The sequence below is a fragment of the Paenibacillus sp. MZ03-122A genome (genome assembly GCF_024213325.1).
Classification (GTDB): domain Bacteria; phylum Bacillota; class Bacilli; order Paenibacillales; family Paenibacillaceae; genus Paenibacillus; species Paenibacillus polymyxa_B.
The window spans coordinates 20,023-37,285 of record NZ_JANAVI010000019.1 but is presented as its reverse complement, the minus strand read 5'-3'; the positions used below and the strand labels follow the sequence as shown (position 1 = coordinate 37,285).

The window sequence follows — 17,263 nt, the reverse complement described above, 5'->3', positions numbered from 1 at the left end:
CCATTCTGGCCTGCGGGCCTCGTATATACAGAAGGAGGAATTGTCCGATGAGCAAAGTAATCGGTATTGACTTAGGTACAACCAACTCTTGTGTGGCTGTTATGGAGGGCGGCGAAGCGGTCGTTATTCCAAATCCGGAAGGCGCACGCACAACCCCTTCCGTTGTTGGTTTCAAAAAAGATGGAGAACGTACTGTAGGGGAAACGGCAAAACGCCAAGCAATTACGAACCCAGATCGTACAATCATGTCCATCAAGCGTCACATGGGTACAAATCATAAAGAAAGCATTGACGGCAAGGAATATTCCGCACAGGAAATTTCCGCTATGATTTTGCAAAAGCTGAAATCCGATGCTGAAGCTTACCTGGGACAAACGGTTTCTCAAGCTGTTATCACTGTTCCAGCTTACTTCAATGACGGTCAACGTCAAGCAACCAAAGATGCAGGTAAAATTGCCGGTCTGGAAGTTCTGCGGATTGTCAATGAGCCAACAGCAGCTGCATTGGCATACGGTATGGAAAAATCCGAAGACCAAACGATCCTCGTGTATGACCTGGGTGGTGGTACATTCGACGTATCCATTCTGGAACTGGGCGACGGTTTCTTCGAAGTTAAAGCAACAAGCGGCGATAACAAGCTGGGTGGCGATGACTTTGACCAAGTGATTATTGATTACCTCGTAAATGAGTTCAAAAAAGATCAAGGCATTGACCTAAGCAAAGATAAAGCTGCTGTACAACGTCTGAAAGATGCAGCGGAAAAAGCGAAAAAAGAACTGTCTGGCGTACTGACAACGACGATTTCTTTGCCGTTTATCACAGTAGCTGATGGCGTTCCACAGCATTTGGAGTTGAACCTGACTCGTGCGAAATTTGAAGAATTGTCTGAAGGTCTGGTAGAACGTACTTTGGGACCTACTCGTCAAGCGATGAAAGATGCAGGCATGAGTGCCAGCGACATCGACAAAATCGTTCTGGTCGGTGGTTCCACACGTATTCCGGCTGTACAAGAAGCAATCAAAAAGCTGACAGGTAAAGAGCCTCACAAAGGCGTAAACCCTGATGAAGTGGTAGCTTTGGGCGCGGCAGTTCAAGCAGGTGTACTGACTGGTGATGTCAAAGACGTCGTTCTCCTTGACGTAACTCCACTGTCCCTCGGTATTGAAACCGCAGGTGGCGTATTTACTAAAATGATTGATCGTAACACGACGATCCCTACGAGCAAATCGCAGGTGTTCTCGACGTATGCCGACAATCAGCCTAGCGTAGAAATTCACGTGTTGCAAGGTGAACGTGAAATGGCAGCAGGCAACAAAACGTTGGGTCGTTTCCAATTGGGAGATATCCCTCCAGCACCACGTGGTGTACCACAAATCGAAGTTACCTTTGATCTGGATGCGAACGGTATCGTGAACGTATCCGCTACAGATAAAGGCACAGGCAAAAGCCAAAAAATTACGATCACATCTTCCAGCGGCTTGAGCGATGAGGAAGTAGAACGTATGATGAAGGATGCCGAGTTGCATGCGGAAGAAGATAAAAAACGCAAAGATTTGGTAGAAGCGAAAAACGCTGCGGATCAACTGATCTACTCTGTAGACAAAACGATTAAAGATCTGGGCGAAAAAGCGGATGCAGGCGAAGTCGAAAAAGCAAATGCAGCTAAAGAAAATCTGCAAAAAACGCTGGAAACCGACAACCTGGAAGACATCAAAAAAGCTACTGAAGAACTGACTGAAATCGTTCAGCAATTGTCTGTGAAGCTGTATGAGCAAGCGGCTCAAGAAGCACAGGCTCAACAAGCTCAAGATGGCGCAGCAGACAGCAAAGGCCGCGACAATGTGGTTGACGCGGACTATGAAGTTGTTGACGAAGACCAGAAGAAAGACTAAGTTACGGATCGGGTAGTGGTAGCTTTACGGTACACCGATGCGTTATGATATACTGAATAGTAATTGCAGCGTAGCTGCCTTGATAAATAACAATTAGCCGAAGGGTAACAGTTATTTCCAAGATAAATAAGCATATTACGGGTTGTACTGCCTTGAAATGATGGGAAGGTCAAAGCCGGGTCATCCCGTGCCTTTGGCTTTCCTTTTATATGTAGTGCAGACACGTTGTAGGCATGGGGGTGGAACATTGGCTGATAAGCGTGATTATTATGAGGTGCTGGGCGTCGCGAAGGGCGCTTCGGATGAAGAAGTCAAAAAGGCTTACCGTAAGCTTGCGCGTCAGTATCATCCGGACGTGAACAAGGCTGCGGACGCGGAAACTAAATTTAAAGAAGTGAAAGAAGCTTACGATGTTCTCAGCGATGGTCAGAAGCGGGCAAGATACGACCAGTATGGTCATGTAGACCCGAACCAGGGCATGGGAGGCGGCTTTGGTGGTGGTGCCGACTTCGGTGGCGGGTTTGGCGATATTTTTGATATGTTCTTTGGTGGCGGCGGCAACGGTCGACGCGATCCGAATGCACCGCAGCGTGGGAACGATCTTCAATATACGATGACGATTGAATTCAAGGAAGCGGTGTTCGGTAAAGAAACCGACATTCATATTGAACGTACGGAAACATGTGATACATGTCACGGTACGGGAGCCAAAGCGGGTACTCAACCACAAACCTGCTCCGTCTGCCACGGTAGCGGACAGGAAGAAGTGGTGCAAAATACACCATTTGGTCGTATGGTTAATCGACGCGCCTGCTCCAATTGCAGCGGTTCCGGTAAAATCATTAAAGAAAAATGTACGACTTGTAGCGGTTCGGGTCGGGTACGCAAGCAACGTAAAATTCATATCCGTATTCCAGCGGGTGTGGATGACGGCGCACAAATGCGTATTAACGGTGAAGGCGAAGGCGGTGTCAACGGAGGACCGGCAGGTGACTTGTACGTCGTGTTCCGCGTGAAATCGCACGACTTCTTTGAGCGTGAGGGAGACGATATCTACTGTGAAATTCCGCTGACGTTCTCACAAGCAGCATTGGGAGATGAAGTCGAGATCCCAACGTTGACCGAGAAAGTGAAGCTGAAAGTTCCAGCAGGTACACAAACAGGTACTTACTTCCGTCTTAAAGGCAAAGGTGTGCCAAAACTGCGCGGCGTAGGTCAGGGTGACCAGCATATTAAGGTCGTTGTGGTAACGCCTAGTAAACTGAGTGAGGAACAAAAGGATTTGCTGCGTCAGTTCTCTTCGCTTAGCGGAGAGCAGACACATGAGAATGAGCAGTCTTTTTTTGACCGTGTGAAGCGCGCCTTCCGAGGCGACTAAGCCCAATTAGGAATCGCGGAGCTTCAACCATGAATCAAAGGAAACTATTCCGCAATTGCGGGATAGTTTCCTTTTTTTATATTCACGTAAACACATACATAACCATTTTTGTATAGGCATGTTGAACTGTTGAGACTTAATATCAAGTAGAAAGGGGTGAGTTCCATCGGAAATGTACTGCTTAAGCTACGTCGGGGTAAACCGCTATTAAAGCTCAGAGGCCTAATTACACTGCTAGTATGTCTAGTTATGGCACTTGTGCTTCTGCCTGTAACCCTGTTATTTGCTGAGAGAGTGGAGCATGAAACTGAGAAGGGACTAGAAGAAAAGGCAATGTCCATCGCGCGTACACTCGCCCATACGCCGCTTATTGTCGAGCAATTGCAAGGGACGGGTTCGTCTCCTTCCATGCAGGAGTATGTGAAGAGGGTTTCAGCAGCAAATCACATCCAGTTTATCGTGGCAATGGATATGAAGGGAATTCGTAAAACGCACCCGGATGCTAGGATGATCGGCAAAGCCTTTGTCGGTGGAGACGAGTCTACTGCACTTCATGGCCATGAGAGCGTGTCCGTTGCGAAGGGAACAATGGGCTTGTCCATGCGAGCCTTTTCCCCCGTGTTCAGTTTAACGGGGAAGCAGGTAGGGGCGATTGTTGTGGGTATATCCATGCAAGATGTACAGATGGCTCAGGAAGGCAACAACCGTCTTATTGCAATAGCCATTGGCACTGGAATGTTGATTGGCACTGGAGGTGCGGTTGTGCTGGCTCGTAAAATCAAAAATATGCTAGTCGGTCTCGAGCCGCCGGAAATCGCACGCATGCTGGAGGAACGCAGCGCTATGTTGCAATCTATCAAGGAAGGAGTTATTGCGGTAGATGAATTCGGTTGTGTCATGCTGATGAATGCAGAAGCAATACGTCTGCTTAGACAAGCGGGGATTGAAGATTTCTCATTCTCCGGACAGGAGATTACCGTTTATCTATCCGCTTTTCGATTGCAAGAGGTCTTGGAAGCGAGTACTCCACAAATGGATGAGGAAATGGAGCTGGGTGGAATAACTTTGCTGACCACCAGTGTTCCGATACGGGTCAAGGGGGAAATTGTGGGGGCAATTGTAACCTTTCGGGATAAAACGGAGATGAACCGGCTTGCGGAACGTTTGACAGGAGTGTCCCTGTACACAGAAGCACTACGTGCGCAGGCTCATGAATTTATGAACAAGCTGCATGTCATTATGGGGATGGTACACTTGCAAATGTATGATAAACTAGAGCATTACATTATGGATGCCGTCGAGCATCATCAAGTGGAGATTGGCTCCATCACCCGGCAGATCAGGGACCCAGTTATGGCAGGGTTTGTGTTGGGGAAATTAAGCCGGGCCAGAGAAGTAGGGGCGAATTTTGAACTGACTCCAGGTAGTTACTTGCCCGAATCCAGTCAAACCCAAACGACGCATGAACTGATTACTATTCTTGGAAATCTGTTTGATAATGCGGTGGAGGCGATGGAATCTTTGGAGCACAAGCGGATTACCCTTTCACTTTATTATGAGGAAAGTCAGAAGAACGGTTATCTGACCTGTATCATGTGCGATAATGGTCCGGGTATACCGGAAGGGCTTGTAAAGGCTATATTTGAAAAAGGTTTTTCGACCAAGGGAGAGTCACGAGGAATGGGCCTTTATCTGGTGACGCAAAGCGTGAAGAGATTACAGGGAAGTATAAAGTTGATCCCAGCCGAGCAAGGGTGCTGTTTTCAGATTACGATTCCATACATTATAGCGGGGAATGATGAACATGATTAATGTCCTGATTGTAGAAGATGATCCGATGGTTGCGGAATTTAACCGCAAATATATGGAGCAGGTGGAAGGTTTTCGATGTGGGGGCTGGGCTTCTTCTGTAGAAGAGGCGAAGAAATATATAGCTGAACAGGCCATTGATCTGATACTGCTAGATGTGTATATGCAGGAAAGCAATGGCCTCGATTTACTGTCATTCATACGGGAGACAGGTGTAAATATAGATGTCATTGTCATCTCGGCTGCAAGTGACATGAACAGTGTCAAAAAAGCGATGAACTTCGGCGCGGTGGATTACTTGATTAAGCCGTTTCACTTTAACCGTTTTTTGGAGGCCCTCACGGGGTACCGAGAGCACATTAGCATCGTGCGTGAGCACAGTCTACTTTCTCAGGAGGAACTGGACCGACTGATTTATCATAAAAGCTTGACTAAAGACTTGGCACGGTTGCCCAAAGGCATAACTAAATCCACGCTGGCTATGATATGGAATTGTATCCAGCGGCATAATAAGGTGCTATTTTCCACCGAGGATATTGCGGAGAGCGCAGGGATATCCAGGGTGTCTATGCGCAAGTACCTGGCTTTTATGACAGAGATTGAGGCTCTTTCCATGGAAACCATATACGGTACCATAGGACGCCCTGTTTACCAATACCGAATATTGCCACAGGCAGAAGGCATCATGAATAGTTTTATTTAAATCTTCTTTCTGATTACTTTAATTACAAAAGTGAATGATTAGTTATAAAACCAAATAAAGCGTTTTCCAAGGTGTAGAATGGAAACATGATCATCATTCTTCACTTTATGGAGGGAGATTTATGGAAAATGCTACGAATCAGCCTGTCATTCAAAAGGGGCAAAGATGGAGTAAAAATTTTGTAGATGGCATCAGAATGCTGGGTAGGATAAAGTTGGGGGTTATTCCTCTTCCACTCTATGCCGTGATCGCGCTGATTGTTTATGCAGCTGCAGTTACTGAAAGACTTCCAAACGATCTGTTGGGCGGGTTTGCCGTCATCATGATTTTAGGTATACTGCTCAGTGATCTAGGGGCCAAACTTCCGTTGCTTAAGCATATTGGCGGGCCGGCCATTTTATCACTTATGGTTCCATCGTTAATGGTATTTTGGAATATGTTCAGTCCATCTGCGATGGGTGCGGTACACACGCTTATGAAAACCTCGAATTTTCTTTACTTCTACATCGCATGTCTAGTAACGGGAAGTATTCTTGGCATGGATCGCAAAATGCTGATGAACGGAATTGTTAAAATTTTTGCCCCCATTATTATAGGATCTATTGCAGCTGTTGGCGTGGGGATGGTGGTGGGTATGGCTTTTGGCTATAGCGCCTATCATACATTTTTTTTCATCATCATTCCGATTATCTCCGGTGGGATTGGGGAAGGCATTTTACCGTTGTCCATTTCGTATGGATTAGTGCTGGGCAAGGATTCGGCAATATTCGTATCCCAGTTTATCCCGGCTGCAATTATCGGGAACATTGTTGCAATCATAGGTGCGGGTGTTCTGAAGAGATTAGCAGAGAAGAATCCAAAAACTTCAGGTAACGGAAGGTTACTAAAACTAGATAAAGATGCAGACAAGTTAGCCCCGGCAAGTCTGGAACAATCGATTTCTTTTCCATTGATGGGAGGAGGTCTGCTGTTGGCCTGTACTTTCTTCATTGTGGGTAAGCTGCTGGAGCCGTATGTCCATATTCCAGGTCCGATCCTCATGATTCTAGCGGCGGCATTAATTAAGTGTATTCAGATCATGCCGAACACATTGGAGCAGGGAGCTTTTCACTTGTACAAATGTATAACGGCAAGTCTGACGTGGCCCTTGATGGTGGGATTGGGTATTTTGTATGTACCTTTGGATAGTGTAGTTAGGATTTTAACGGTTCCTTATGCCATTACTTGCGCATCTGTTGTAGTTGCATTGATTGTTACCGGATACTTCACAGGAAAATGGATTCACATGTATCCCGTAGAAGCTGCTTTGGTGACTAGCTGTCGCGGTGGGTTAGGGGGCACGGGAGATGTAGCCATTCTGTCTGCGTCCAATCGGATGGAACTGATGCCTTTTGCACAAATTGCAACACGTATTGGCGGGGCAGGCACGGTCATTTTAGCAACTTTGTTACTCCAATTTTGGAGCTGATGAGTTTTATACACAGGACTGAGTTTCATATCCAAATAGAGACATGAAAGGACGGAGAAAAATATGAGCAGTTTAATAGACGAAATTAGAGAATTACATGCAGGTGGCAAAATGGAGACCTTACCAAAGAAGCGAATTGAAACGATGGAGGGGCTGTCCAAAGTGTATACGCCGGGTGTAGCTGAAATTTGTATGGAAATCGCCAATGACCCAGCCAAAGCATATCAATTAACGATCAAAAAGAATACAGTAGCAGTCGTTTCAGACGGAACAGCAGTACTTGGATTAGGAGATATCGGACCGGAGGCCGCTATGCCTGTAATGGAGGGTAAAGCAGTGTTGTTCAAACAATTTGCAGGTGTCGACGCCTTCCCAATCTGTCTCAACACGAAGGACGCTGATGAAATTGTTCAAATTGTCAAAATGATTGCTCCTGCCTTTGGCGGCATTAATTTGGAAGATATATCTTCGCCACGCTGTTTTGAAATCGAGAGACGGTTGAAGCAGGAACTAGACATTCCAGTATTTCATGATGATCAGCATGGTACGGCAGTTGTTGTATTAGCGGGTCTGGTCAATGCATTAAAGGTATGTGGCAAAAAAATGGAGGATGTCAAAGTTGTATTTGCAGGGATTGGTGCGGCGGGTATGGCCTGCTCCCGTATGCTGCTTAAGGCAGGTGTGCGCAATCTGATTGGCGTTGATCGACAGGGAGCTATTCATCGTGACGTGGAGTACAGTAACCCGCATTGGACAGAGTATGCGAACATGACTAATCCGCACAATTTAAGTGGAAGTTTATCCGATGTGATTGTGGGAGCTGATGTATTCATTGGTGTGTCAGGCCCGAATATACTGACTGTAGAGGATATACAGAGCATGGCAACTGATCCTATTGTGTTCGCCATGGCGAATCCGAATCCGGAAATTGATCCAGCTGTAGCCGCACCTCATGTACGTGTACTTGCTACCGGTCGCTCCGATTTTCCAAATCAGATTAACAATGTGCTGTGCTTCCCGGGAATTTTTCGGGGTGCTCTAGATTGCCATGCTACGACGATTAATGAGGAAATGAAGCTAGCTGCCGGACTTGCCATCGCTGATGCGATCTGTCCTGAAGAGCTAAGTGAAACTTATATCATACCGAATGTTTTTAATCCGAAGGTGGTTCAAAAGGTACGGGATGCTGTTATTCGTGCTGCATGGGAGACAGGAGTAGCCAAGTCAGGTGAAGCTCCGGCAGCTACTTTACACCCGTAAAAGTTATAGTCTTCACAAACTATAGTTCACTGTCTAGGCCCACTGTTTCCATTATCGTCTGCATCCGTCTAGTCTTCGTAGGGAATATAAAATCGTGCCAATGAGCAGGATATAACAAAGCGTAACGCTCTATGCTTTTGAAGAGCAGTTACGCTCAATACTACACAGGGAGATTTTGAGATGGGCGAAAAAAATATTTTGGCGTATTTCAAAAGTCCTGAGGAAGCACAGGGAGCCGCTAGAAAACTGGAAGCACTCCGGGTAGCCGATGTGTCGATAGACCGATTTAGCCGGTATCCGCGGCAGTCTACTGGCAACGCCGGATTGCCTGTATTTTCAGGACAGATTAGCAGCTTATCCTCACTGACACAGGGCGTGGACTTTACAGATGCAACTCCAGCAATACTGGCTGCGGCTGATCCGTCCGCCAGTGGCATGAGTGATGGAGGACAAGGCGGACCGACAGGCCGCGATATTTTGTTGACCGCTGTGGTGGATGAATCCATACATCATCAGGCGATGTCCATCGTGGAACAGGCGGGTGGAATGCTGTGAAAAGTTTGGAAGGAGCAGTGACCGATGTCCAAAAACAAACGGTTTGATAAAGTGCTGACCAAAACCGAAAAAATCAAACGCATGCAATCTGCTAAAAATGAAGATGTTGAGTTCTCGGCAGATCAGGCAGATGCTGAGGATCTAGAAGCGATCCGGCGTAGCGAAGTAGCTGACCGTCGTCAGCAGCGTATCATAAACGACAATGAGTAGAATTTAATAAAACGGGTTATCCCCATCAACAATGATGATTTTGGGATAGCCCGTCTTATTTGTGTTCTTTCCTCTTCCTATTCATTATCCGCTATATGCTGTTGCACTAAAAACAAGCGGACCGGAGACAAATGCAGTCGTCGCAGGCGTCTGATTTTCAATAATCAGTTGGTAGTTTTGCACGCCCAGAGGTGCAACGTCTACCGTTTCGACATTAAGAATAATATTGTTATCGAAGACATTGGATTCCAGTCCGTAATAAATTTCTTTGCCAGCTCTCCAAATCCGTACAAGTACTCTAATGTTACCGGCACCGACAAAACGTAGTCCAATCGAGGCTTTTAACTCTACTCGGTTGTTGACAGCACCAGGAATAGCAGGATCAATAAATACAGACGTTGTAGCAATTCCAAGTCCGGCTGGAGAAATCGGAACAGGAAGATTTATACCATTCGTGATAGGTGTAATAACACTGGCATTATAATCTAACACTGTCTTTGCCATACTAAATCACTCCTTTTCTAGTATATTGTATTGTATGTACTAGAGTTAAGGGTGCTTGGACTAATAGAGGACAACATATACAAGTTCAATAAAAAATATTTTAAATTCCGATAATACTAGCTTTTTTGAACTCCTGTGCATGTATATAGTACAATGTAATGTATGCATGTGAAATGAGGAGGAAATGAAAACCATGTTGTGGAATGAAATTACAATACATACAACGGAAGAAGCCATCGAAATGATTTCGAATTTTCTGCACGAAGCAGGTGCAGGAGGGGTTTCCATTGAAGAATCCGGTTCGCTCAACAAGCCGCGGGATACGTCCTATGGGCAGTGGTATGATCGGCCTTTGAACGACATACCTGAAGGACAAGCGATCATCAAAGGCTATTTTGCCGAAGAAGTGGACATGGATAGTATTCGTTCGCAAATTGTGCCGCGCGTCGAAGAATTGAGAACTTTCGATATTGATCCTGGCGAGGTTCAGTATGAGCTGAAAACAGTTGATGAGGATGACTGGGCAAATGCTTGGAAGCAATATTTCAAGCCTTTGCGTGTATCGGACCGTCTGACGATTAAACCCACTTGGGAGGAATATGAGCCTGCGAGTGAAGAGGAAAAAATCATTGAGCTGGACCCTGGTATGGCCTTTGGGACCGGAACGCATCCTACGACATCCCTTTGTCTGAGAACGCTGGAGTCTGTGATTAAGGGTGGAGAAGAAGTTATTGATGTCGGCACGGGTTCCGGTATTTTGGCCATTGGAGCTGTAAAGCTGGGAGCGAAGCATGTACTTGCCTTGGATTTGGACCCGGTGGCAGTATCCAGTGCGCGGGAAAATACGCGTTTGAACGGACTGGAGGAACGCATCACCATTAAAGAAAGTGATTTGCTATCTGTACTTAATGCAAGCGATCCAACGCTGGGTATCCAGTTACCGGTCAAGCTGGTGGTAGCTAATATATTGGCAGAGATTATTCTGCTGTTCATTGATGATGTATATAAAGCCCTGGAACCAGGTGGTATTTATATTGCTTCAGGGATTTGGAAGAACAAAGAAGAAGTTGTCGAAACTGCTTTGAAAGCAGCTGGCTTTGAGATTGCCGAAATAAGCCGGGATGAAGATTGGCTGGCGTTTGTGGCGAGAAAGAGGTAAGTATGGATTTTCTACAAAATATTTTTCGTGTAAATTTAAATGTTCTTCCCTTTTATTTACTGGCTGTGATCATATCGTTCACGGTTCATGAGTTTGCACATGCGTATTATGCCAATAAATTTGGTGACCCTACAGCCAAGCTACTTGGGCGCGTGACTTTAAATCCGGCAGTGCATATTGATCTGCTGGGTACGCTGCTGCTGTTGATCGGAGGCTTTGGCTGGGCCAAGCCAGTTCCGGTTAATCGTGACAATTTTAGCCGTCCGCGCCTCATGGGCATTATCGTATCGGCTGCGGGTCCGCTGAGCAATCTGCTGCTTGCATTTGTTACTACTTTGATCTATGCCGTGCTCCTTCATTTTCAAGTATTGCCGGGGATGGAGAACCAACGGGTAGCTCAAGCAATCTATTTGTTTATCAATGCTCTGATCAATTTAAATCTATTTTTGTTTATCTTTAATTTGATCCCACTGCCTCCACTGGATGGATACCGGATTGTGGAAGATGTGGCCCCCACTCCTGTACGCCGTAAACTTCAGCAATTTGAACAGTGGTCGATCTTTATTTTTCTGCTTATCCTGGTCATTCCGCAGGTTCGAGCTGTAACAATTGAACCTCTTTACACGCTGGCCCAGATGATTTATATACAGTTTTTGCAGTTCTCTTTTTATATCACTGGATTGTTTGGAGCCTAAGGGCTCCTTTTTTTACGAGAATAGGTAGGTATAACCTGAATAGAAGAGGGAACAGACTGGTCATACAGGCGCAAAAGATGATATGATGTTGCTTGGTGATTTATTCGGATTTTGTACGGAACGTTAGTGGACAACAGTTATTTTTAGAATGAGGATTTTGCAAAATCCAGGAATAGGTGTGAGAGAGAATGCAGCGTTATTTTATTCCGGCAGAGCAATTTCTAGAAGATCACGTGATTGTCGCGGGTGAGGACGCGCGGCATATCGCTAAAGTCATGCGGGGCCGTAGTGGTGACAAAATTATAGTTAGTGACGGGGTATCTAAAGAAGCGCTGGTTGCTTTGGATACGATTGAGCAGGATCATGTTACGGCGACGATTATTGAGCCGCTGAAGATGACCTCTGAACCACATGTGCAGGTCACCATCGCTCAGAGTCTTCCTAAAGGAGACAAGATGGAGACGGTGATGCAAAAATGTACAGAAATCGGAGCAACCGGGTTTGTACCGTTTTTGTCCGAGCGTACGGTCGTGCAGTATGATGCCAAAAAAGAAGGCAAGCGACTGGAGCGTTGGCGCAAGATTGTGAAGGAAGCGGCTGAACAAAGCCACCGTAACCGGATTCCAGAAATTAGCGCGCCCATGACGTGGAAAGAACTTCTGGCTTCTTTTGCTGGGTATGATTTGATATGTTATTGTTATGAAAAAGAGCAGGGTAAACAGCTACGGGATGTAATCCAGCCTTTGGCAGGACAATGGGCGTCGACGGACATGCCGCGTGTTCTGCTGGTGGTAGGCCCGGAAGGCGGCTTTACTGAAGCGGAAAGCCTGGAGGCCGAGCAGGCCGGGGCACAGTCTACAGGACTGGGAAGACGTATTTTGCGTGCTGAGACCGCAGGAATGGCTGCATTGGCATGCATTTTATATGAGACAGGAGAAATGGGAGGGGTTTAATATGCCGTCAGTGGCATTTTACACATTGGGCTGTAAGGTAAACTTTTATGATACAGAAGCGATCTGGCAGCTGTTTAAAAATGAAGGTTATGAACAGGTGGACTTTGATGAACAGACTGCTGATGTCTATCTTATTAATACATGTACCGTTACGAATACCGGTGATAAAAAGAGTCGTCAGATCATTCGCCGCGCGATTCGCCGGAATCCAGATGCCATAGTGGCAGTAACGGGCTGTTACGCCCAGACTTCTCCTGCCGAAATTATGGATATTCCTGGCGTTGATCTCGTTATCGGGACTCAGGATCGGGACAAAATCATTCCGTTCGTGCAGGAAATTCAAGGGACGCGTCAACCGGTGAACGCCGTGCGCAATATTATGAAAACGCGTGTATTTGAGGAAATGGATGTGCCTGATTTTGCTAATCATACTCGGGCCTTTTTGAAAATTCAGGATGGTTGCAATAACTTCTGTACCTTCTGCATCATTCCGTGGTCGCGGGGTCTATCCCGCAGTCGTGACGCCGCCAGCATTATTGCACAGGCGCGTCAATTGGTACACGCGGGCTACAAGGAAATTGTGCTCACAGGTATCCACACTGGCGGTTATGGTGATGACATGGATAATTATGACCTGTCTGATCTGCTGTGGGATCTGGAGAAGGTGGAAGGGCTGGAGCGTATCCGTATCAGTTCGATTGAAGCCAGCCAGATTGATGAAAAAATGCTTGATGTGCTGAACCGTTCCACCAAGCTGGTTCGTCATTTTCACATACCGCTTCAGGCGGGGGATGACACTGTATTGAAACGGATGCGTCGCAAGTACACGACAGAAGAGTTTTATAACAAAATGCTTATGATTCGCAAAGCAATGCCAGATGTAGCGATTACAACGGACGTGATTGTCGGCTTCCCTGGGGAGACGGATGAAATGTTCCGCAATGGCTATGAGCTGATGAAAAAAATCGGTTTTTCGGAAATGCACGTGTTCCCGTACTCCAAGCGCAGTGGAACTCCTGCGGCGCGTATGGAGGATCAGGTGGACGAAGACGTGAAAAATGCACGAGTGCATGAGCTGATACAACTGTCAGAGCAAATGCAACTGGCGTATGCTGAGAAGTTTGTAGGTCAGGTGCTGGAGGTCATTCCGGAAGTTGCGCCGAAAGGGACCGAAGATAGCGGCATACTCCATGGATATAGTGACAATTATATTCAACTGGCGTTTGAAGGTACTGAGGATCTGGTTGGCAAGGTATGCCGCGTGAAGCTGACGAAGGCAGGCATTAATGAAAGTGAAGGCCAATTGGTCCGCGTACTAGAGAATGGGTTGCAAACAGCTCTGTAAGAACAAAAAAAGCCTGAACAGGCAATAGAGATGGCAGACAAGGATTTCGCCTTTCCTTACAGAGAGGACGGAATCCTTGTTGCGCAAGGAAGGGAGATTACAGGATGGCAGCAAAAAAGGAAATTTCCGCAGGCGGCGTTGTGTTTCGCAAACAGGGGGAGCAGCTTGAAATTCAGCTCATTACTGACCGATATGGCAAGGTATCCTTGGCTAAAGGGAAAATGGAGTTGGGAGAAACAATCGAACAGACGGCTTTACGTGAAATTCGCGAGGAAACAGGGTTGAACGGGCGGATTATCCAGCATGTAGATATGATTGCTTATACGTATCAGCATCCAGAATTTGGGGAAGTAGATAAAGAAGTACATTATTATCTCGTAGAGGCACTGGATGGGGATTTACAGGCACAGATCGAAGAAATTAAAGGAGTTGCGTGGCATACGCCTGAGGAAGCATGGCGTCTCCAGCGCCAGGGTGGATATGACAATAATGATGTCATTTTAAGCAAGGCGCTGTCCATGCTAGGAATTAATGTTTGATTCTGTGGGGAGATATGCGATCCTCTAAACGCGTCCACACAGGTAGATAGCAGAGAGGCAAGACCAGCAGAGAGCTAATAACGTTAAACAGAGTTTGGGCATGGGCTACCTTGGCTCCGGGCTCGGTAGATATCCAGGCAGCGGCCATCTCCAGACCAGGGATCAACGGCATAAAGAGCAAGGCTCCGCCGACGTTCAGCAGCACGTGGGACCAGGCTACAAATTTGCCGGACACGCTGCCGCCAACAGCGGCAATCAGGGCGGTTACGCAGGTGCCTACATTGGAGCCGATGACGATGGCGATCCCCACATCGGCTGGCAAGGCTCCCGCAGCGGCAAGGCTAATCGCCATGCCAATGACGGCTGCGCTACTGTGAACCAGCGCGGTCAGGCAGGCTCCAGCAGCGAAGGCCCACCACATGTTGGCTGCAGCGTGACCAAGAAACCAACGGAATAGTCCTGCCTGCTCAATCCAGGGTCCGACCGACTGCATCACGCGAATACCCGCCAGAATCAGCGAAAATCCAGCAAAGACGAGGCTGATATATTGTACAGCCTGCGGACGGCTGAGCCCATTGGAGCCGGATGAAGCTCCGGCAGACACATACTGGCGACTGGGGACAGCTTCACTCCACAGGACGGTAGTGCTCCAGCAGAGCAGTGAGCCGCAGAGCAGCGGAATAGCCAGCTTGCCGAGCTGGAGCCCCATCAGCTCGGTGGTCAGGCAGGTGCCGATATTGGTGCCGAGAATGATGCCGAGCGTGCGGCCGTAGGTCAACAGCCCGGCGTTGACCAGTCCGATCGTTAGCACCGTTACGGCGGTGCTGCTTTGCAGCAGGGCGGTAATGCCTGAGCTGAACAGCATGCCCCGCCAAGGGGAAACTGTGGCGTGGTTCAACCAGCGGGTGAGGAAGGGGCCGGCCAAATGCCGGAGGGCTGCTTCCATCAGCTTCATCCCGCCCAAAAAAATAAACAGCCCGCCGCACAGCGGCAAAATAACGTGTATAAACACGAGCATAGCCCCCTTTTCTAGGTGAAAATACTTATGTAACAGCCTATGATCTACCGAGGACAGCCATGACAAGCATGGCCGAGCTGTTTTTTTATAGAACGATAATTTTTGTAGTATCATCACAAGCTTTAAAAGCGTGACGTCGATATACAGGCGGGCAGTAGCGAAGCGGATCATTTGAATCTGGAGAAGCGAGAGCGTTCGCCTTTGCAGGGGGATTCTTACCATTAAAATCATTTATAAAATCCAAAGAATCCCCGTGCAACAGTGATCGTAAGATCAAATGATCCGCGGAGCCGCGCCCCTATCGAACAACGTTTTAACACTTTGAGTAATCCAAGAATGGGAGTGAAGGATTTTGCCTTCAGTAATATTAGAACGCAGCCGTAAAAAAAGGCTGGAGCACGCACACCCTTGGGTGTTTAAAAACGAAATAGCCAAGATTGAGGGTGACCCAGAGGCAGGCGATTTGGTCAGCATCGTTAACCATCAGGGGCGTTATTTGGCGACAGGTTACTATAATCCGGCTTCACAAATTACAGTACGTGTGATGTCCTATGAGCCGCTGGAAGCAATGGATCAAAACTTTTTTGCCCAACGCTTTCGCAAATGTCTGGAGCACCGCGAACGTTTTGTGACCGGGGGAGAAGCTTATCGGTTGGTGTACGGCGAGGCTGATTTTTTGCCTGGACTGATTGTAGATCGATTTGGTGATGTGTTGGTCGTGCAGTTGTTAACGCTTGGCATGGATCGGCGCAGGGAAGAAATCAGGGATGCGCTCGTTGAAGTAGTGGGTCCTGTTGGTATATATGAGCGCAGTGATGTATCCATCCGAGAGCTGGAAGGATTGGAGCAAACAAAGGGTCCTTTGTACGGTGATTGCCCGCGTCATGTGGTGGTGACGGAAAATGGGCTACACATCAAGGTTGATATCGTAGAGGGCCAGAAGACGGGTTATTTCTTTGACCAGCGTGAAAATCGTGCGGCCATAGCACCGTTGATGACAGGTTGGGGAGCACGTAGTGGAATTACGCTACAAGAAGTTGCTACAGACTCAGGGGACGCTGGCACAATGGTCATGAAGCCAGTGAATAAAAGTGGTAAGGTTGTTGAATTCCCATTCTGGGATGGTGCAACCGTATTGGAATGTTTTTCACATACGGGAAGCTTTACGCTCAATGCATGTAAACATGGTGCTAAAAAAGTAACATGTCTTGATATTTCTGAGCATGCGATTGAGAGTGCGCGGGATAATGTCAAGCTGAACGGTTTTGAGGAACGCGTCGAGTTTGTCGTCGACGATGCTTTTCAATATTTGCGCAATCAAGTGAAAGGTGTAGAGGAACGCAATGCACGAGCCGGGGGCAAAGGAGATACATCCAAGCCGCTGACAGCAGGTGGCGGACGCACCTTTGATGTGGTCATTCTCGATCCGCCAGCCTTTGCCAAAACGAAGAACGCTGTCAAAGGAGCTACACGTGGGTATAAAGATATCAACCTGCATGGGATGAAGCTTGTCAATGAGGGCGGCTATCTGGTGACAGCGAGCTGTTCGTTCCATATGCGGCCAGAGCTGTTTTTGGACACTATTAAGGAAGCGGCGGCAGATGCCGGCAAAATCCTTCGTCTGGTAGACTGGAGAGCGGCTGGTAAGGATCATCCTCAAATTTTGGGTGTGGAGGAAGGCCATTACTTGAAATTCGCCATCTTTGAGGTGCGCAGCCGGACACAGCTTTAGGTTTCATACAAAGTCAAAGTCAATCGCCTTTTTGGTGATTAAA

At 47.2% G+C, this 17,263-nt stretch carries 16 protein-coding genes; 14 read left to right on the top strand and 2 right to left on the bottom strand.

Annotation, left to right across the window (positions count from 1 at the left end):
* Nucleotides 1–47 precede the first annotated feature (47 nt).
* The 8 genes from dnaK to NLX74_RS23635 all read left to right on the top strand — a co-directional run bounded on the left by dnaK (nt 48) and on the right by NLX74_RS23635 (nt 9,275).
* Nucleotides 48–1,892 carry a molecular chaperone DnaK gene (gene dnaK, locus NLX74_RS23670; protein WP_013311171.1) on the top strand — a complete coding sequence of 615 codons (1,845 nt, stop codon included), beginning with the start codon at nt 48–50 and terminating at the stop codon, nt 1,890–1,892.
* 247 nt (nt 1,893–2,139) lie between these two features.
* Nucleotides 2,140–3,270, top strand: a complete 1,131-nt coding sequence (dnaJ, locus tag NLX74_RS23665) for a molecular chaperone DnaJ (protein ID WP_069290025.1) — start codon at nt 2,140–2,142, stop codon at nt 3,268–3,270.
* Between the two features lie 156 nt (nt 3,271–3,426).
* A complete protein-coding gene (dcuS, locus tag NLX74_RS23660; RefSeq protein ID WP_254330598.1) occupies nt 3,427–5,082 on the top strand; it encodes a DcuS/MalK family sensor histidine kinase in 1,656 nt (551 codons plus the stop codon).
* Nucleotides 5,075–5,782: a two-component system response regulator DcuR gene (dcuR, locus tag NLX74_RS23655; RefSeq protein ID WP_069290023.1), complete on the top strand. Its 708-nt coding sequence runs from the start codon at nt 5,075–5,077 to the stop codon at nt 5,780–5,782. The genes dcuS and dcuR overlap by 8 nt, the downstream gene beginning before the upstream one ends.
* A gap of 121 nt (nt 5,783–5,903) precedes the next feature.
* Nucleotides 5,904–7,250, top strand: a complete 1,347-nt coding sequence (locus NLX74_RS23650; protein ID WP_254330596.1) for a 2-hydroxycarboxylate transporter family protein — start codon at nt 5,904–5,906, stop codon at nt 7,248–7,250.
* Between the two features lie 63 nt (nt 7,251–7,313).
* Complete coding sequence (locus tag NLX74_RS23645; RefSeq protein WP_254330594.1) at nt 7,314–8,510, top strand: NAD(P)-dependent malic enzyme; 1,197 nt, start codon at nt 7,314–7,316, stop codon at nt 8,508–8,510.
* A gap of 180 nt (nt 8,511–8,690) precedes the next feature.
* Nucleotides 8,691–9,065 (top strand): hypothetical protein, encoded by a 375-nt coding sequence (locus tag NLX74_RS23640; RefSeq protein ID WP_013311164.1) that lies wholly within the window; start codon nt 8,691–8,693, stop codon nt 9,063–9,065.
* A gap of 24 nt (nt 9,066–9,089) precedes the next feature.
* The gene (locus tag NLX74_RS23635) at nt 9,090–9,275 is read left to right on the top strand and encodes a YfhD family protein (RefSeq protein WP_069290020.1); all 186 of its coding nucleotides are present in this window, start codon (nt 9,090–9,092) and stop codon (nt 9,273–9,275) included.
* Nucleotides 9,276–9,359: 84 nt separating this feature from the next.
* Here NLX74_RS23635 and NLX74_RS23630 read toward each other — a convergent pair whose 3' ends face one another.
* Nucleotides 9,360–9,779: a hypothetical protein gene (locus tag NLX74_RS23630; RefSeq protein WP_039272296.1), complete on the bottom strand. Its 420-nt coding sequence runs from the start codon at nt 9,777–9,779 to the stop codon at nt 9,360–9,362.
* Nucleotides 9,780–9,972: 193 nt separating this feature from the next.
* Between NLX74_RS23630 and prmA the strand changes: the two genes are divergently transcribed.
* The 5 genes from prmA to NLX74_RS23605 all read left to right on the top strand — a co-directional run bounded on the left by prmA (nt 9,973) and on the right by NLX74_RS23605 (nt 14,470).
* Nucleotides 9,973–10,938 (top strand): 50S ribosomal protein L11 methyltransferase, encoded by a 966-nt coding sequence (prmA, locus tag NLX74_RS23625; RefSeq protein WP_250260895.1) that lies wholly within the window; start codon nt 9,973–9,975, stop codon nt 10,936–10,938.
* A 2-nt stretch (nt 10,939–10,940) separates the two neighbouring features.
* Complete coding sequence (locus NLX74_RS23620; RefSeq protein WP_023989504.1) at nt 10,941–11,633, top strand: site-2 protease family protein; 693 nt, start codon at nt 10,941–10,943, stop codon at nt 11,631–11,633.
* 188 nt (nt 11,634–11,821) lie between these two features.
* Nucleotides 11,822–12,586, top strand: coding sequence for a 16S rRNA (uracil(1498)-N(3))-methyltransferase (locus NLX74_RS23615; RefSeq protein WP_254325242.1), 765 nt, complete (start codon nt 11,822–11,824; stop codon nt 12,584–12,586).
* 1 nt (nt 12,587) lies between these two features.
* Nucleotides 12,588–13,931: a tRNA (N(6)-L-threonylcarbamoyladenosine(37)-C(2))-methylthiotransferase MtaB gene (mtaB, locus tag NLX74_RS23610; protein WP_103049601.1), complete on the top strand. Its 1,344-nt coding sequence runs from the start codon at nt 12,588–12,590 to the stop codon at nt 13,929–13,931.
* A gap of 104 nt (nt 13,932–14,035) precedes the next feature.
* On the top strand, nt 14,036–14,470 hold the full coding sequence (locus NLX74_RS23605) for an NUDIX hydrolase (RefSeq protein WP_013311157.1): 435 nt from the start codon (nt 14,036–14,038) through the stop codon (nt 14,468–14,470).
* On the opposite strand, the gene NLX74_RS23600 is transcribed toward NLX74_RS23605, so the two are convergent.
* Complete coding sequence (locus NLX74_RS23600) at nt 14,460–15,482, bottom strand: Na/Pi cotransporter family protein (protein WP_254330634.1); 1,023 nt, start codon at nt 15,480–15,482, stop codon at nt 14,460–14,462. The two genes, NLX74_RS23605 and NLX74_RS23600, sit on opposite strands and share 11 nt — an antisense overlap.
* Nucleotides 15,483–15,840: 358 nt before the next feature.
* On the opposite strand from NLX74_RS23600, the gene NLX74_RS23595 reads away from it, so the two are divergent.
* Complete coding sequence (locus NLX74_RS23595) at nt 15,841–17,220, top strand: class I SAM-dependent rRNA methyltransferase (protein WP_254330592.1); 1,380 nt, start codon at nt 15,841–15,843, stop codon at nt 17,218–17,220.
* Nucleotides 17,221–17,263 lie beyond the last annotated feature (43 nt).

Bases quoted from the DNA above. Each gene is read 5' to 3' on its own strand.
- dnaK (WP_013311171.1), top strand. From the start codon at position 48: ATGAGCAAAGTAATCGGTATTGACTTAGGTACAACCAACTCTTGTGTG.
- dcuR (WP_069290023.1), top strand. From the start codon at position 5,075: ATGATTAATGTCCTGATTGTAGAAGATGATCCGATGGTTGCGGAATTT.
- NLX74_RS23650 (WP_254330596.1), top strand. From the start codon at position 5,904: ATGGAAAATGCTACGAATCAGCCTGTCATTCAAAAGGGGCAAAGATGG.
- NLX74_RS23645 (WP_254330594.1), top strand. From the start codon at position 7,314: ATGAGCAGTTTAATAGACGAAATTAGAGAATTACATGCAGGTGGCAAA.
- NLX74_RS23640 (WP_013311164.1), top strand. From the start codon at position 8,691: ATGGGCGAAAAAAATATTTTGGCGTATTTCAAAAGTCCTGAGGAAGCA.
- NLX74_RS23635 (WP_069290020.1), top strand. From the start codon at position 9,090: ATGTCCAAAAACAAACGGTTTGATAAAGTGCTGACCAAAACCGAAAAA.
- NLX74_RS23630 (WP_039272296.1), bottom strand. From the start codon at position 9,779: ATGGCAAAGACAGTGTTAGATTATAATGCCAGTGTTATTACACCTATC.
- prmA (WP_250260895.1), top strand. From the start codon at position 9,973: ATGTTGTGGAATGAAATTACAATACATACAACGGAAGAAGCCATCGAA.
- NLX74_RS23620 (WP_023989504.1), top strand. From the start codon at position 10,941: ATGGATTTTCTACAAAATATTTTTCGTGTAAATTTAAATGTTCTTCCC.
- NLX74_RS23615 (WP_254325242.1), top strand. From the start codon at position 11,822: ATGCAGCGTTATTTTATTCCGGCAGAGCAATTTCTAGAAGATCACGTG.
- mtaB (WP_103049601.1), top strand. From the start codon at position 12,588: ATGCCGTCAGTGGCATTTTACACATTGGGCTGTAAGGTAAACTTTTAT.
- NLX74_RS23605 (WP_013311157.1), top strand. From the start codon at position 14,036: ATGGCAGCAAAAAAGGAAATTTCCGCAGGCGGCGTTGTGTTTCGCAAA.